Origin of the sequence: Lachnoanaerobaculum sp. OBRC5-5 (assembly GCF_000296385.1) — a bacterium.
Taxonomy (GTDB): Bacteria; Bacillota; Clostridia; order Lachnospirales; family Lachnospiraceae; genus Lachnoanaerobaculum.
Map to the genome: position 1 here is coordinate 1980441 of NZ_JH815185.1, position 16195 is coordinate 1996635.

The following is a 16195-nucleotide window of genomic DNA, read 5'->3' on the forward strand; positions in this document are numbered from 1 at the left end:
AGGATCACCCCCGCCTACGCGGGGAACACAGGCCGATGGCGGCTATACCGTACCTGATGACAGGATCACCCCCGCCTACGCGGGGAACACGATGGCAAGAGTACGACCGCTTTAATGATGATAGGATCACCCCCGCCTACGCGGGGAACACGTGGGATACTAAACCGCATAAAGGGAGTATAGTAGGATCACCCCCGCCTACGCGGGGAACACGTTTCAAATATTTCCACTAGTGAGAAAATGCGGGGATCACCCCCGCCTACGCGGGGAACACTAGGAATGAAAGCAGTTACTGCAGATAATGTAGGGATCACCCCCGCCTACGCGGGGAACACCCAAGTACAAACTGAGCAAGCGTTGTACCCTTGGGATCACCCCCGCCTACGCGGGGAACACGCTTAAAGAAAAAAGAGAAAAGTATATAAGCGAGGATCACCCCCGCCTACGCGGGGAACACCTATCGATAGCAAATCATTTATTTTCTTCTCAGGATCACCCCCGCCTACGCGGGGAACACCATTTAATCTCTTTCCTTTATTAAAAAAAGGAAGGATCACCCCCGCCTACGCGGGGAACACTATATATCTTTCTTGATGCTTGTTAAATCGCTGGGATCACCCCCGCCTACGCGGGGAACACCTCTGCACGCTGTCAGCGTGCCTATATCCAGTGGGATCACCCCCGCCTACGCGGGGAACACAGTAATAAGATCCCTTAAACACGCTATGTCAGACTATATAAATCCCTGAATTTATTTACTTTTACAGCAAGCTTGTATATTAGTCTTGCATCTTCCAATGCCCTATGTGGTACTTCGTTGCCAACTCCATATTCCTTTATTACAGTTTGTAATTTATAATTTGCCAAAAATAGTTTCTCATTTTTTACAAACTTCATCAAATCATATCGTTTATTTTCAAGGTTTTCAAGTTCAAATTTTGACAGTGCAATATTTATAAATTCAATATCAAAACTTACATTATATCCTATGATATCCAAATCACCTATGAATTCCTTAAAATTCTTTAATACCACCTCTACGTTCTTACCATTAGTTTTAAGCATATTCGTGGTAATACCTGTCATTGCCACTATATGTTTTGGCAATGTACCTTCATAGCTTATCAAGCTTTGAAACTCACTTATTCTTCCACCTACAGACTTTACCGCACCTATTTCAATAATATAGTCTTTCTCTTTATCCAAGCCATCAGTTTCTATATCTATTATCACAAAGTCCTTACTGTCCAGCTTGGTCCTATGTGCCATATATCTTTTAGCATTTCTAAACTTAGCTGCATTGCTGAAGCCATGTTTTATTTCTCTTTTTTCATCTATATTTTCATTTGGAATAAAAACCAAAGGTATACCATCCATGTCGATATTTGAAAAGCTTGTATTGTGAGTATCAAACTGATAACCAAGTTCATTTCTGTAAGAGAAACTCAAAGTCGCCTCTCCATCCTTGACATTCTCCTTCACCCTCTTCCAAAGCTTTTCTCTTACCTTTGTGTTAAAATTTCCAATGTAGACTCCTGTAGTTATCTCCTGCATCCATTTGGTCAAATCACCTCTAAGAGCCTGTGGTACCTTTTTCAATGTAATAACTGTAAATGGCATATCACATTACCTCAGTATAGTTCACACCATAACTTACAAGTTGCTCCTTATTATCCCAAAGTCCCAAAAATTCCCCTTCAAGCTTTTCGTCATCACCTATATCCAATAAATACTGTAAGTCGGATACAATCTGCTTTACAAGCTTTTTTTCCTCAAATATATCCCTTGCCTTTTTTCTGGTGATACTTCCAATATCATCTTCTTTTCCAAATTCACTTGCTATTTCAAATGCCAATGGAATCGTTGTATCTGCTTTATACAAATCTGCAATATCATATACAAATGATAAATCATGACCTGTATGTACAAAACCAAGTCCGGGAGATATTCCAAGTGCTGATACTACACTATATACAAGCCCATATAATGCTACATTACCTGCCGATAATGCCTGATTTACAACAGATCCGCTTGCAAAATCATCAACCTTATAATCTCTGCCGGTCCATTCAACATTATATTTTTTTGATAGTCCCGCATAAAGTCTTCTAACTCTGGTACCCTCATGTCCTCTAAGCTGCTGCATAGTATATGATGAAACATCCTCCCCTTGAAATCTCATCATATACATTTTTCTTGCAACATCTATTCTGCTTCTCACATTTGTAACCAATCTTGCCTGACTTTCTAAAAACCTGGTAGAATGAGTCAATGCTCTACCATGTGCATAATGTCTTACACCTTTTTCTCCTACCCATATTATGCCTGTACCCATATCACCTATAAGCTCCATTGCTCTATGGGTAATGTCCGTTCCCGGTCCCAACATCAATGCTCCAATCATTGCCACCGGTATTCTTACAGTACCTCTACTGTCAGATACCACTATAGCTCCATCCTGTCTGTTCACTTTGGCATGCTCTATATAGATAAATGTAACTCTGTCACTTATTCTGGGAAGTTCATTTATTTCAGCTTTTTCCATACTCACACCTACTATCACATCGGTATTACTGTCATAAGTCCAAATCCATAAGCTTTTTTCTTACCGAAGCCATTCTCCAATAGTAATTTGAACTTATCCTCATCAACTACTGTTAGCACCCCTTCAAATGTGGCTTTTACCACTTTTACCGGCTTTGAACCGGATTTTCTTAAAAGTTCAAAGCCTCTCTCGACAATATTTACTTCATCTTCATTTACTTCAAAACCGTTTCTTATAGTTCTGTCCATGAAGAATTTCTTTTGAAACTCAGCAGTAATGTGTGGTTTTTCACTACCTCGCTTGCCGTCTTCCATCACTGCATGTACCGGATTTGTTACAAGTCTAAAGCGTAGCTTCATACCGTTTTTTATCTTGCTTATATATGCATCATATTCCTTTGTTACTGCACTTCCGGTCACACCATATTTTTCCAGCAGTTTTAAGTCCGGCTTTTCTCCACTTACCAACAATAAATACTTCTTATCATTTATCTTATCAAGTCTCCAAAGTTTCCTGCTTCTTACTCCATTATCTTCTCTAAAGCTTTGTTCCACCCAATTATGATAAGCTCCCAGATGTGTCAAATCTCTTATTTTCTGCCTGTTGTATATATCTAACTCAACTCTTGAAATATACATATCATTCACCTACCAAATCAAAAATATTGTGGTCTGTATCTTCAGCTTCAAACATACTATTTGTTACATAAGTCTTTGCATGATCTTCATATCTAAAACTGAATTGTCTATGTTTATTTGAAAAAGATGTAACCTTATCCTGCCTTAGTATTTCTCTGTCAGCATTATCAAAAACTCCCTTGTCACAATATACATCCAGTGATTTCTGACTTGTATTATATCTTTTCTTATAATAATCCTTTGCCTGCCACTCACATTTTTCCAATGCAGCCCTTATATCACCATCAAAATTTCCAAGAATAAAATCCGCCAAAACAGGTATCGATCTTCTTCCTAAAAACATTTGAAAATATGGTCTTTTTAGCGCTTCATATATCTTCTCTATAAAATTATCATCCTCGTGAGATATAGCTACTACAAATACAGCATCTTCAAGATAGTATCTCTCTGTTACATAGGTTCTGTCAAAATCTCCACCGGTCTTGTATTTTCTCGCAATATGGTAGTCTTTCAAAAGGCTGCCCTCATGATCAACTCTTACTGCAAATTTAAGGCTGTCAAAATCACAAATAGACTTATCATCTCTCCTTATTCCAAGTGCTGCCCCTATTAGTCCTATAACAGCACTTTTGGACGGATAAAGATCTGTATGTCTGGTTTCAAAATGTGAGTCGGTTCCCCAAGACTGCATAGGTCCTGCAAACTTCAATAATATAGTTTTCACATTTTCACCTCTTAGCTAAATTGATAATTTTCTATTTCTACTCCAAGCTTTTCAAGTAATTCATCCAGTGAATCTACTTCCTCTCCATCTGTAATATCCACATTGTCTATCGCTAAATACAGTGTCTTTACAGGTTTCTGTACGAACTTTTGTATCTTTTCCATCTCATCCGACATTCTTTTTATAGAACCTGCAACATATCCTTCTTCCGATTTTACAGGAGATTCAAATGCACTTACAAGACTTACCGGTCTATCTTCTCTCAAATTAATCACCAATATACTTGGCAATGTCTGATTGGCAAATGTATTTACCTTTCCTGTAGGCAATGACTTGGCAAAAGCTTCTACAAAAAGCTTAGTTGCATTTATCATACTACCTCTGTCCTTAAGTTGATGTAAAAATTCATGAAGTGCAACATTTGCATATCTATATAATGTTGATGAATTATATTCAACATTTCCAATCATACCTGCACCGGCATTGTCCTCAGGTGAAAGGTCATCTGCCGCAGTAAAATAATCAAACTCAGTCTGTACTCCATGTGTTGAAATTGCATGAGCTACCTGTGAAGATGCATCTTCATTCAAACTTGGATCATCAGCCACCATTCTTCCAAATAGTGCAATATCTATCGCAACATTATCATTTAAAACTTTTTGCAATAAATCTTTATCCAATACCAACTTACCCTTTGCATCCTCTTCTGCTTCCGCCGCTATTTTAGCAATATCCTTTGCCTGGTTTTCTCCAAGGAAGAATAAAGCTTTAGCTTCTTTAGCACTCTTATCTTTATTATCTTTCAGTTTTATTCCGGCTTTCTCTATCGCCTCTGCCGCTCTATCCATAGCTTCTTTTTCAAGTATCGTACTATTTATTTCTCTAATCTTTCCGGCAACATAGCTTACTATATCTTTTGTTCTTACACCTACATTAGCTACTTCTCCACTTTCCTTGAAGTAATTTCTCATTGCAGCTTTCCATGACTGTGAACTAACTCTTGCTCTTCTTACACCACCATATAGAGCTGTCTTTGGACTTCCTGTATCATCTCTATTGATATTTGAAGGTGGTAATGTCTGTATAATATGCATATCCAAAAATAATCTACTGTTCATTTGATTCTCCTTTACTATTGAACTTATAATATTCTCTTGCCCAATTTAAAATAATATTCTCTTTATTTTTGTTCTTCCTTATCATGTACAAATCTTCTGCAAGTCTGCTATAGTCAATCCTTGCACCTTTTTGCTTTGACTTTAATAACCTTATCAAATGCCTTAAATGTACTGTCAATTCATCAAAATCTGTTGATGTAATCATTGCATTAAATCTTCTGTCCGGTGCTGTAGTATCATCACCTACTCTAAGTAACTTTAGACTTGTTCCTACATTACTGTATCCGTCTTCATCAGTATTGACACACAAATCTTCACCTTGTTGATGTATTGCATATAACTGTAAACAGCTCAATATACAAACTTCCTCATCAGTCATCTTCTTACTGTTTCCAAGAAAGCTTTCAGGCAATTTCTCAAAAACAACAGGCATTATATCCGCCATATCGGCATAGTCTCTTCCGATAGAATCCCTAAGCCTTGAAAGTATAGCCTTTCCTGTAGAATATTCCTGCATAGCATACAGCTCTTTAAGAATTCTCCCACAAACACTTTTTACACTCTCCATCTAACCTCCTTAATTTTGATTTAATCTATATAAGAATGAATTATATATCGTTGCAATATTCTTTACACCGGTACTTGTTTCTATACCTTTATAATCTCTTAATCCGGCATTTGACACTAACTCATCCACATACTCTTTCATAGCTTTTTTTAAAACATTCCTCCATTCAATCTCTTTTGTATCCTTGTCATTATCAATATCAATGCTTTCAATCCAATTTCTAAATGACAGGTCTATTCTAAAATAAAACTGTTCCACATATCTTGATACATCCGACTTCTCCATATTTCTTATCTCTAACAAATCTTTTATAAATATTTTTAACGCCCAATCAATGCTTGCTTTTGTATCTGTAATAGTTTTATTTATTCTGATTATCCAACCGTTATCTCCGGTGTCTATCAATACTCTTTCTTTAAGATTAAGAGTATCTTCCAACTCATCTATAGGTGCCCATGAAGTAGCATTGCCATCATCCAACATACATACTGCACACAATGTAATATTTTCCTTGTTAAATCCCAATTCTTCCGACTCTGATATATCACCCAGTTTATTTAGCCATTCTATAACTCCCGGTTTTCTTGTACCCTCACCCACTCCTGTTAACAGTCCGAAGTTTCGCCACATTGACTTATTTGCATCATGTTTTCTTGGTCTATATTTATCCTTATATTCACCGGTATCATTATATTTCCAGACTGTCATAGGCTCCAAAAAGGCATCTGAATGTTCTATCTCAGGCAACTTTGCTATAAAGCATACAAACTTATCTTCCTTTGTTCTATTCGGATCTATAAATATTTCTCTACACCAAACAGTATAGAGTGAAGCAATATTGTCAATTCCGTTATGAAAATAATACTCTACATTTTTCTCTATATATTCTGCTTCCCAACACGGTTTCTGTATTTTCAATAAATTGTTGTTTTCATTATGAGCAATTACAAAATTAAGCATCAATGTTTCAAACACATTATTGCCTTGAAGATATATTCCTCCCAAATCATACAGCCACCCCTTGGAATATGTCTTTGCAGATCCAACCTTTTTCTTGTCCGATGTACCTATATAGCCCTGTAATGTTATAAGCCATCTTGCCAATTCATCATCAGCAATGTATTCCTTATAAGATTCATCTTTAGGTGAAAAATATGCCTGCTTATTATTGCTCTCAGACACAAGCCTATTTATATTCTTCCCATAAAACTCTCCACCACCGGCGGCATCCTTTTCTATCACCTCTTTTGTCACCTGAAAAAAAGGGTATTTGTCATCATATAGGAAAAATCTTTCTCTCCACTTTTCCAAATACTCATATACCACTTTTGGAAATTCTTTAGCATTCCATATATCTATCCAAGTCTGATACAATGTATCTTCATAATCTTCCAAATCATTTTCTTCAATATCTCCGGTCTGTAAAAAACTCTCCCTATCCACTTCAAAAAACTCATATGGATCTCCGTTTGAATCAAACCTTGAAAAGACTGTATGAAGGATTGCCAGCATAACCCTCATTACTGCAAAATCCTGAGTCTTCATATCACCGGCTAATTCTTTGTACTTAGCTGCACCGGCAAAAAGTTCCTTTATAGAAACCTTTTCTACAGTATCCTTACTTACAACCTGAATCCATTTTTCATCCAATAAATTATACCTTGGCATCATTTTCCCCCTTTGATATCAAACCATATTTTTTATCATATATCATATTTACTCCATTTATACTGCACTCGTTATTCTCATCAAACATTGCACATAAAGTTCCCTTTAACCATGCTGAATTATCCCATTTTTGCAAATTATTTATGTAAAAATCTTCTAACTCTCGTATAGTCTTATCTATATTATAGGACTTTAAGAGCTTATTTGGAAGTTTTATTGTACAACTTGCAATTCTTTTTGCTATTTTTGTATCTTCAATATTTTCTGACATATCCTCATCACTGTCAAAAGTAGTATAACCACCTTTAATCTTCTTTAATGCAATTACTTCTATGGTATCCTGTGTATCTCTGACTTGTGAATTGCCCTCTTCCTCACCAAAATTCCTTGATTGGTTATTAAGCCATCCTATAAGGCTTGGTTCCTTAGATATTCGTTTTTTTAATACAGGGCTACTTAATCTATAAGTTCCGGCTCTACTTTCTTTACTGTTAACTAAAGCCTCATATTCAACCTTGTATTCATAATATTTCTTTTTTAATTCATCAGATAAATCCGGTTCTATATTCTCATCATAGACTTCTTGTACCAGCCTTGATATATCACTTGGAAGTCTTATACTGTCACCTAAAAAGTACCCGGTTCTTGCTAAGAGATATCCTCCATATACTGCCTTTGAGCCGGTTTCAAATTCTAAGTTTTTGTCATTACCTAAAACATATAGTACAGGTTTCTTATGTTTCCTTGGTCTATTATCTCTTGTATGTCTATGGAGTCTTCCCATTCTTTGTATCAATAAGTCTACCGGCGCAATATCACTTATCATTACATCAAAATCAATATCTAAAGACTGCTCTATAACCTGCGTTCCTACTACAATCAGCTTCTGTGGTCTATCTCCGTCTCTACCAAGATATTTCATCAGCTTTTCTTCATTTTTCACTCTGTCCGTAGCTATAAACGAAGAATGAAGTAACATAACATTTTCATCACCAAACTTTTCTGACAATTCTTTGGCAATATCCTGTGCTTTCTTCACTGTATTTACAATAACACCGGCATTACCTCCCCCATCAAGCAAGGAATCCAGTAGCTTATGCAAATTCTCGGTACTCGTATATTTTATCTCGATTCTCTTATCTTCTATCGGTGCAAAGTGCTTCACATTTAATGCTTTATCATTATCAGTGTACGTGATTAAAGGGTAATTTTCTACCATCAGACTGCTCATATCCTCTTTGCTAAATTTAACTCCCTTGCCCTTCAAATAATACTTTATAAAATCCACTCTACTTTTCTTCGGTAATGTTGCCGATAACAGTATTACCGGTACATTGTAAGCTCCAAGCCATTCAAGTGCCATATTTAAATATTGATCCATATATGCATCATAAGCATGTACCTCATCAATTACTACAACCTTTTTACTGAGTCCAAGATGCCTTAATGCCAAATGCTTCTGTCTCAGTGCCATCATCAAAAGCTGATCTACAGTACCTACTACAAAATCATCCATTATAGCTGTCTTCTTACCACAAAACCACTGATTTACTACAAAACCTTCTCTGCCTTCATTATCTCCGTCAATATCTATATTTGAAGCACTCGTAAGATTGTTATATTCCTCATTTAAAAAAGCCTTGCCATGTACCAGTCTTAATCCTCTTTTTTCACCTAATTCCACGCTCTGACTTTTTAGCCAACTGATTATTCTTGGAAATATACCGTTTGATGTCGCCTGTGTCGGTAATCCAAAAAACAGTCCGCTTCTTCCTGACTTTGCAGCCAGTTCTTCAGCCCCTACAAGTGCCGCCTCTGTTTTCCCAAGTCCCATCGGAGCTTCAAGTATTACAAGTCCCGGGTTTTTGGCATCGCTGATTGTCTGTGCAAATTTTGATTGTACATCCCTTGGTTCAAAACCGAATCTCTCCTTAAACAAATTCTTACAATCAGCATATACTTCAGGTAACCACATATCACTACCATTAGATTTTTTCCACTTTTTAAAACCATATTCACATCTCTTATTCATATCAATATCGGCATCATCAAAAATTCCAATTAGAGGAAAGAAATATGTATTACTGGCAATCCAATCTGCCATTGTCAAAAGTCCAAGAAGCATTGCCTGTGCAGGCTGTGAGAGTACCGGTATATTCTCACATCTTTTAAAACTGCTGCTTTTTAATGCATTGTTTAGAATTTCCGTATGCACCGATACCCATTTTTTATATATATCACTATCCTCATTTTCACTTTGGAAGAGATTTTTCTTATATGAACTAAGTACTTCGGAAATCATACTTTTATTATCTATAGGCCTGCCATGATGCCCACCTACAATAGAACCTATGTCATTTTCCTTTTTAAACCTATCGCTTAATACACTTAATATCACCTCTCCTGCAAGTCCATGCGGTGTTTTTTCAGGTGATGAAAGCAAATCCGGTGAGTCTATATCTATAAACCCTGCCCTTACCAGTTTTTCTGTCAACTCCTTATCTAAGTCCTTAGAATTAGCAAAACCTTTCTTTAGCTGAAAAGCCGGACTTGCCTTGCCGATATCATGAATTGCACCTATAAATATTGCTATCTGCTTTCCTATATCCGTATCATCTGCAATGGTTCTCTTTTGTCCCTCACTCATCCAATGTTCCCACAAAAGTCCCATAATTCTTCCCGTATCTTCTAAATGAACCGTGAGCGGTAACCAACACATCAATCCGTCTTTTTCTTCTTTCTTTGCCCACAAAGCTTCCAGCATATCTCCTCCTCTTATCTTTTTCTATAATTTTATTTTACTATATTAGCTGTCCTTTAAAAATACCTGCATTTCTATATTTTTCTTTATATTTATTCTTGTAATTTATTTACTATATAAAAATAACTTTAGTCTTCAGTCACAGTATTGTAATAAGATTTTTAATTGGTATAATAAAGATATAAAAGGATTTAACAATAATCCCACATGGCTTTTTTATAAAATTTCTATACTTATATTCTTAAGTTTCACCCTAACGTGGATTCTAAAATATTTCTTTGATATAATGAAGGAGCGAGAGATGCAAGAGAAAGATATATCACAAAAGATGTTGGAACAATTCAATGATGTCTTTTCCGACATATTAAATGTACTTTTATTTAATAGTGAAAATGTAGTGGATGAAAATTCTCTACTTGATACACCTACAAGCAGCATGTTAAAGATTGACGGTAGCGTCCATTCTCAGGATAGAGATGTTTCCAAGTATTGGCAACACAGCCGTATAAATATTGCTTTATTCGGTTTTGAAAATCAAACCGTACCTGATAAGCTGATGCCTTTAAGAGTAATCAGTTATGACGGCATAGAGTATGGAAGACAAACTAAAAAACGACATAGATATAAGACTAAATATCCCGTGATTACCTTGGTATTATATTTAGGATACAAAAAGAGATGGAACTATCCGATTAATATACTCGATATTGTTAAAGTTGATGACAGATTAAAACCTTTTGTCAATGATTATAAAATCAATCTTTTTGAGATAGCATACCTGGAGGAGGAAAAGACAGCATTATTTAAAAGTGATTTCCGGATACTGGTTGATTATTTGCATCAATTACGAACAAACAACTCCTATAATCCAAAAGATTATACAATAAAGCATATAAATGAACTGCTAACCCTTATGTCCGTTATGACAGGGGATAATAGATTTGAAGATTCAATAAATGAAGCTAATGAAAAGGAGGCCAAATATATGTGTGAAGTTCTTGATATTATTGAAAATAGAGGAATAGAAAAAGGGTTGGAGAAAGGTATGGAAAAAGGTCTGGAGAAAGGCAGGCAGGAAGGTGCCGATATGGTCAGTAAGCTTAATGAACTGCTGTTAAACGAAGGTAATATTGATAAACTTCGCAGAGCCAACACCGACAAAGATTACAGATATAAGTTATTAAGGGAATATAATATATTGAAGTAATTTTTCAATTTATTATTTCCTGCAGATGTACTAACTTTATATAAAATATTAAAAATGCCACAAAATCATCTATTATAATGATTTTGTGGCATTTTACATTTCTAAAGTCTTTCACAAACCTCTTTTGCAAACGGAATACTTGGTGAGGCACCTTTTCTGCTTACTGTTATACTTGCAGCCTTTGCAGCCTGTTTGAGTGCTCCTGATACATCTTTGCCTGCAACCAGCCCTGCCATAAAATAGCCTGTGAAGGTATCACCTGCTGCCGTAGTGTCAACAACATCAGCCTTATATATTTCCTGTCTTATCTTCTGTGTCTTGTCCACATATACGGAGCCATTTTCTCCCAATGTGAGCACTATCTTGGTGTTTGGAAATCTTTTTGTCAATTTCTCTACAAGTTCATCCTCATCTGTGCAAGCAGCTCCGAGTATATCGGAAGCTTCTATCTCATTGAGTATAAGATATTCCACCTTTTCCAAGTCACATTCAAATATCTTTTCATTGAGAGGTGAGGGATTTAAAATAATGCTCATTCCTTTAGCAGCCCCCTCATCTATAATAAATGCAAGATTGCTCACCTCGTTTTGAAGTAAAAGTATATCTCCTTTATCAAAATCCTCCAATACTTCTTTGATAAAGTCAATGCCTATATTTTGGTTTGCTCCACCATATAAAAGTATGCAATTATTGCCTTCTCTGTTTTTTTGTATAATGGCATGTCCCGATGACATATCATACCTTTTTATGTGAGATATATCGACTCCCACCTCTGAGAGTGCCTCCAAAAGCATAGATCCGTCCGCACTTCCCACTGCTCCGGCATGGTATACTTTAACGCCTGCCTTTGCCAAGGCTACAGACTGGTTGAGCCCTTTTCCGCCACAAAATACATTCATGTCTGTTGAGGATATAGTCTCTCCCTCTCTCACGAAATGATCTACATCATATACATAATCCAGATTTAGTGAACCGAAATTAAGTACCTTCATTATCAACTCTTACTTTCTAAAAATAAACATACTCCCTTTACCATCAGATATCCTGCTAGTGCACCCTGATCTGCAATGCCCTTTGCTTTAGCGGAAAATACCGCAGCCTTGCCAAACTTAGGCAACATATCTTTTGTAGCTTCAACACCTTCATTTGCACCCTTTAGTGCTGCGCTTGCTACATCAAGTAAACTTCCATCCGCTGCTTCTTTTGCTCTCTCACCTGCCACTACAAGTGCATCGTATATTGTTCTGTCTCCCGCTTCGCATTTTCCTCTTTTTTTGATTCCTGCTGCAAAGCTTTCAAAATACAATGCCAAATCTTTTGCGTCTATTTTATCCTTTTCATTTAATGACTTGCCGGCTTCCATTATACCGCTTGCCATCAATGTACCCATAGTGGACGGTACCACTGAAGCCATCTTCATGCCTGCCTTAAACAATGTCTTTCCCACATTATTTTCTACCGTATTTTCTCTGATAAGATCAGGCATTGCACTATAGCCCTTACTCATAGTAAGACCAAGATCACCGTCGCCCATATTTGCATCCATTGCACATAACTCATCTTTTTTCTCGACAAACACCTTAGCTATGAACTCAAATAATTCCGGAAGATCCTCTATTCTAATCTCTGTCATAACTGCTCCTATAATCTGATAAATGGAGTCTTTACTTCCATATCAAGCCAAGCCTTTTCCTTGTCACTGTTTAACTTACAAATAGATATGGATGCACCCGCCATCTCCATACTTGTTGCATACTCGCCTACAAATGTTTTATAGATCTTTATACCTTTTGAAGCCAATATTTCACTCACTTCTCCGGAAAGTATATAAAGCTCCTCAATACTGCTTGCGCCAAGTCCGTTTATAAGTACTGCAACTTCATCGCCGTTTCCGATTTCTATATCATCAAGGATTTCTCCGACCGCCTCATCTGCAAGTTCTTTTGCAGTCTTTATATCACCGTTCCAAACTCCCGGTTCACCGTGAATTCCCATACCGAATGCCATTTCATTCTCTGCCAAAGAGAAATTGGCATGTCCAAGCTCAGGTATAACACATGGTGTCAATGCAAATCCTACGGTTCTTGTATTTTGCTTAGCTGTATTTGCCGCCTCATATACATCATCAAGGCTTCCCATATTTGCCGCCGCAGCACCTGCATACTTATACATAAAGAATATGCCTGCAACACCTCTTCTGGTTTCAGGAAGCTTATTTGACAGTACATCATCGGCACCTACAATGCTTCTTGTCTTGATATCGTCCATCTCAAGCATTTCAGCCGCCATATCAAAGTTCATTATATCTCCGGTATAATTTCCGTATAGATAGAGTATTCCGCTTCCCGCTTCCACTTCCTTTGATATCTCATATATCTGCTCTGCAGAAGGTGATTGGAAAACGCTTCCCACACCGCATCCGTCAAGTAAGTTTTCACCCACATATCCGAGGAATAGCGGTAAATGTCCTGTACCGCCACCTGTAACTATTGCCACCTTTCCCGGTTTCTTATCTGCTATACAATAGCATCTGAGGTCGTCTGCCACATATTTAACCTGCTTATGTGCACTATAAATGCCTTTTAACATATCATCTGTATAATTCTCAGGAACATTGATTATCTTCTTCATATTTTCTCCTATCTGTACTAAAGTCCCAATTCCTTAAATGCTTTATCAAAAGGATATTTACAAATACCTTTTTCGGTAATAATACCTGTTATAAGAGAGTGATCGGTAACATCAAATGCAGGATTATATACACCTATATTCTCAGGTGCCATTCTCTCTTTATACCACATATCTGTAATCTCTTCCCCGTCTCTTATCTCTATAGGTATGTCCTTATCACTTTCAGCCTTCATATCAATAGTTGATGTAGGTGCACATACATAGAACGGAATACCGTAATGCTTTGCTATAATAGCGAGTCCGGATGTTCCTATCTTGTTTGCCGCATCACCGTTTCTTGCCACTCTGTCACAACCTACAAATATAATATCTATATTACCCGATTTCATTAAAATAGATGCCATATTGTCACATTGCAATGTAGTCTTTATTCCGGCATTGCTAAGCTCAAATGCTGTAAGTCTTGCACCCTGCAAGAGAGGTCTGGTCTCATCACAGTACACATGCATATCATCACCGTTAAATCCGTTTTCAAGTGCCATATACATCGGTGCTGTCGCCGTACCGTACTTTGCTGTTGCCAATGTTCCGGCATTGCAGTGAGTCATTATACCGATCTCTTTACCGTTTCTTTTAAGCTTTTTCAAAAGCTTGAATCCAAGAGTTCCTATTCCACGGCTTATTTCAACATCCTCATTTCTGATATCCTCGGCTTCTTTAAATAAGGCTTCCTTTATCTCATCAATGCTTTTTTCTTTATTTGCTTTCAGGGCATCTTCCATTCTGTTAAGTGCCCAAAACAGGTTTACCGCTGTAGGTCTGGAAGAGGCAAAATACTCTTTTAATTCCAAAAATTCCTTTTCAAAATCACTATAGTTTACCGCCTTTATCTGTGAAGCCGTCTTTGCAATACCATATGCCGCACACACTCCTATTGCAGGAGCTCCACGTACTCTAAGCTTTTTTATAGCTTCCCAAATCTCTTCCTTTGTATTTAAGTTGATTCTCTTTATCTCTCCGGGCAAAAGGGTTTGGTCTATAATATTCAGTTCTCCACCTTCCGTCATCTTTACTGAGATTATATTGTCAAAAAATTCTTCAATACCCATTTATAACTCCTCTGCCAATGCTTTGCACTTTAGTATAGTGTCTACATAATCTTTACCGGATTTAAAGCTGTCCGCTTTCAGTATAAACTCCTTACCTGACAAAATATTTATTCTTTCAGCTATAAGTCTATTTTTCTCATCTGCAATTGTAGTCACATCAGTAACATTTGCCATTCCTACAGTTCTTCTGTGAAGCTCCGTTCCGGTAAATCCTGCCGTATCTCTAAGAATGCCGTTTAAATAATATTCCTTAAAACCTTCTATCATTGCCATCGGCTCGCTTACCCACTCATCATAAAATTTATTATACTTTTCTATGAATAAATCTATGACCTCTTCCACCGATTTAAGAATCCAATCAGTGAACTCTTTCTTTCCGTAAGCAATTCCGTTGTCATAGGCAAAAATAAGATTTGCTATAACATTTCCGATATCATATCCACAAGGTCCAAGTATACCGAACTCAGGATCAAATACTTTTAAACCGTCCTCTTTTATAAAGATAGAGCCTGTATGCAAATCACCATGTATCAATGCCTGCGCATTTGTCATAAAATTGAATTTCAGCTTTGCAACCTCAAGATGCAATGCCTTATCCTCATAAAGCTCCTTCTTTACAAAGTCTGCATTTGGAGGAAAAACATTATTTCTATGATTGAGGTCATTGTATGGCTCCATAAAAACTAACTTTTCCGTAATATCACAAAGATCAGGTGAAACGAGCTTCCCTCCGATTACCTTCTTCTCTTTATGGTCTATTACCACATCACTGCTTTTTAATAATGTATCTATCAAAAAATCCGTTATCTTTTCAGCAAAATGAGGATATATTTTATGCTCAAGCATTGCCTGTCTCATTACCGAAAAGTCTGAACAATCCTCCATACCGCAGGCACACATAACAGTGTCATAAAAATAAATATATGGCACCATCCCTTTTGCAAATCTTTCCTGTAACATCAAAATCTCCGATTCCAGCCTGTTTCTGTCTCTTGAAGGCTTCATATCCTTTGAAATTCTTGTTTCGGTACCTGCCTGCTTTATATAAATTGAATGTCCCTTATCATCCGTTACTCTATAAACATAGTTAAGATTACCATGCTCCTTTGGTATAATTACCTTCATGCTGTCCTTATCCCAATCTATAGATGTAGCTTTTAATAAAGTATACTCAACTATATCTTTTTCTTCCATTTGGAAATATGTGTCAAATCTGCTCATACTGA

14 protein-coding genes and 1 CRISPR repeat array are annotated in these 16195 nt (G+C 36.9%); of the genes, 1 reads left to right on the forward strand and 13 read right to left on the reverse strand.

The features are described 5' to 3' along the window. Position 1 precedes the first annotated feature (1 nt). Positions 2-700: direct repeats of the CRISPR family, unit length 28 nt; unit sequence GGATCACCCCCGCCTACGCGGGGAACAC. Positions 701-723: 23 nt separating this feature from the next. Genes cas2e through HMPREF1135_RS09395 form a run of 8 tightly spaced genes read right to left on the reverse strand, consistent with a single transcriptional unit; the run spans position 724 to position 10025 of the window. Then, positions 724-1620 carry a type I-E CRISPR-associated endoribonuclease Cas2e gene (gene cas2e, locus HMPREF1135_RS09360; protein WP_007594583.1) on the reverse strand — a complete coding sequence of 299 codons (897 nt, stop codon included), beginning with the start codon at positions 1618-1620 and terminating at the stop codon, positions 724-726. 1 nt (position 1621) lies between these two features. Continuing rightward, entirely contained in the window at positions 1622-2545 is a 924-nt protein-coding gene (gene cas1e / locus HMPREF1135_RS09365) for a type I-E CRISPR-associated endonuclease Cas1e (RefSeq protein ID WP_007594584.1), read from the reverse strand. A 14-nt stretch (positions 2546-2559) separates the two neighbouring features. Further along, positions 2560-3183: a type I-E CRISPR-associated protein Cas6/Cse3/CasE gene (gene cas6e, locus HMPREF1135_RS09370; RefSeq protein ID WP_007594585.1), complete on the reverse strand. Its 624-nt coding sequence runs from the start codon at positions 3181-3183 to the stop codon at positions 2560-2562. Between the two features lies 1 nt (position 3184). After that, on the reverse strand, positions 3185-3907 hold the full coding sequence (gene cas5e / locus HMPREF1135_RS09375) for a type I-E CRISPR-associated protein Cas5/CasD (RefSeq protein WP_007594586.1): 723 nt from the start codon (positions 3905-3907) through the stop codon (positions 3185-3187). Positions 3908-3918: 11 nt separating this feature from the next. Beyond that, positions 3919-5025: a type I-E CRISPR-associated protein Cas7/Cse4/CasC gene (gene cas7e, locus HMPREF1135_RS09380; RefSeq protein ID WP_007594588.1), complete on the reverse strand. Its 1107-nt coding sequence runs from the start codon at positions 5023-5025 to the stop codon at positions 3919-3921. Continuing rightward, positions 5015-5593: a type I-E CRISPR-associated protein Cse2/CasB gene (gene casB / locus HMPREF1135_RS09385; protein WP_007594590.1), complete on the reverse strand. Its 579-nt coding sequence runs from the start codon at positions 5591-5593 to the stop codon at positions 5015-5017. The genes cas7e and casB overlap by 11 nt, the downstream gene beginning before the upstream one ends. Positions 5594-5602: 9 nt before the next feature. Next, positions 5603-7261, reverse strand: coding sequence for a type I-E CRISPR-associated protein Cse1/CasA (locus HMPREF1135_RS09390; RefSeq protein WP_007594592.1), 1659 nt, complete (start codon positions 7259-7261; stop codon positions 5603-5605). Beyond that, entirely contained in the window at positions 7248-10025 is a 2778-nt protein-coding gene (locus HMPREF1135_RS09395) for a CRISPR-associated helicase/endonuclease Cas3 (protein ID WP_007594600.1), read from the reverse strand. The genes HMPREF1135_RS09390 and HMPREF1135_RS09395 overlap by 14 nt, the downstream gene beginning before the upstream one ends. A gap of 298 nt (positions 10026-10323) precedes the next feature. On the opposite strand from HMPREF1135_RS09395, the gene HMPREF1135_RS09400 reads away from it, so the two are divergent. Beyond that, on the forward strand, positions 10324-11229 hold the full coding sequence (locus tag HMPREF1135_RS09400) for an Rpn family recombination-promoting nuclease/putative transposase (RefSeq protein ID WP_007594602.1): 906 nt from the start codon (positions 10324-10326) through the stop codon (positions 11227-11229). 101 nt (positions 11230-11330) lie between these two features. On the opposite strand, the gene HMPREF1135_RS09405 is transcribed toward HMPREF1135_RS09400, so the two are convergent. The 5 genes from HMPREF1135_RS09405 to mtnK are packed head-to-tail and all read right to left on the reverse strand — an operon-like array spanning position 11331 to position 16190. Continuing rightward, positions 11331-12221 (reverse strand): ribokinase, encoded by an 891-nt coding sequence (locus HMPREF1135_RS09405; protein WP_007594604.1) that lies wholly within the window; start codon positions 12219-12221, stop codon positions 11331-11333. 2 nt (positions 12222-12223) lie between these two features. Then, complete coding sequence (locus tag HMPREF1135_RS09410; protein WP_007594605.1) at positions 12224-12862, reverse strand: dihydroxyacetone kinase subunit L; 639 nt, start codon at positions 12860-12862, stop codon at positions 12224-12226. A gap of 8 nt (positions 12863-12870) precedes the next feature. Continuing rightward, a complete protein-coding gene (locus HMPREF1135_RS09415) occupies positions 12871-13860 on the reverse strand; it encodes a dihydroxyacetone kinase subunit DhaK (RefSeq protein ID WP_007594607.1) in 990 nt (329 codons plus the stop codon). 17 nt (positions 13861-13877) lie between these two features. Continuing rightward, complete coding sequence (gene mtnA, locus HMPREF1135_RS09420) at positions 13878-14969, reverse strand: S-methyl-5-thioribose-1-phosphate isomerase (protein ID WP_007594609.1); 1092 nt, start codon at positions 14967-14969, stop codon at positions 13878-13880. Beyond that, positions 14970-16190, reverse strand: a complete 1221-nt coding sequence (mtnK, locus tag HMPREF1135_RS09425; RefSeq protein ID WP_007594611.1) for an S-methyl-5-thioribose kinase — start codon at positions 16188-16190, stop codon at positions 14970-14972. Positions 16191-16195: the final 5 nt, after the last annotated feature.

Bases quoted from the DNA above. Each gene is read 5' to 3' on its own strand.
- cas2e (WP_007594583.1), bottom strand. From the start codon at position 1,620: ATGCCATTTACAGTTATTACATTGAAAAAGGTACCACAGGCTCTTAGA.
- cas1e (WP_007594584.1), bottom strand. From the start codon at position 2,545: ATGGAAAAAGCTGAAATAAATGAACTTCCCAGAATAAGTGACAGAGTT.
- cas6e (WP_007594585.1), bottom strand. From the start codon at position 3,183: ATGTATATTTCAAGAGTTGAGTTAGATATATACAACAGGCAGAAAATA.
- cas7e (WP_007594588.1), bottom strand. From the start codon at position 5,025: ATGAACAGTAGATTATTTTTGGATATGCATATTATACAGACATTACCA.
- casB (WP_007594590.1), bottom strand. From the start codon at position 5,593: ATGGAGAGTGTAAAAAGTGTTTGTGGGAGAATTCTTAAAGAGCTGTAT.
- HMPREF1135_RS09390 (WP_007594592.1), bottom strand. From the start codon at position 7,261: ATGCCAAGGTATAATTTATTGGATGAAAAATGGATTCAGGTTGTAAGT.
- HMPREF1135_RS09395 (WP_007594600.1), bottom strand. From the start codon at position 10,025: ATGCTGGAAGCTTTGTGGGCAAAGAAAGAAGAAAAAGACGGATTGATG.
- HMPREF1135_RS09400 (WP_007594602.1), top strand. From the start codon at position 10,324: ATGCAAGAGAAAGATATATCACAAAAGATGTTGGAACAATTCAATGAT.
- HMPREF1135_RS09405 (WP_007594604.1), bottom strand. From the start codon at position 12,221: ATGAAGGTACTTAATTTCGGTTCACTAAATCTGGATTATGTATATGAT.
- HMPREF1135_RS09410 (WP_007594605.1), bottom strand. From the start codon at position 12,862: ATGACAGAGATTAGAATAGAGGATCTTCCGGAATTATTTGAGTTCATA.
- HMPREF1135_RS09415 (WP_007594607.1), bottom strand. From the start codon at position 13,860: ATGAAGAAGATAATCAATGTTCCTGAGAATTATACAGATGATATGTTA.
- mtnA (WP_007594609.1), bottom strand. From the start codon at position 14,969: ATGGGTATTGAAGAATTTTTTGACAATATAATCTCAGTAAAGATGACG.
- mtnK (WP_007594611.1), bottom strand. From the start codon at position 16,190: ATGAGCAGATTTGACACATATTTCCAAATGGAAGAAAAAGATATAGTT.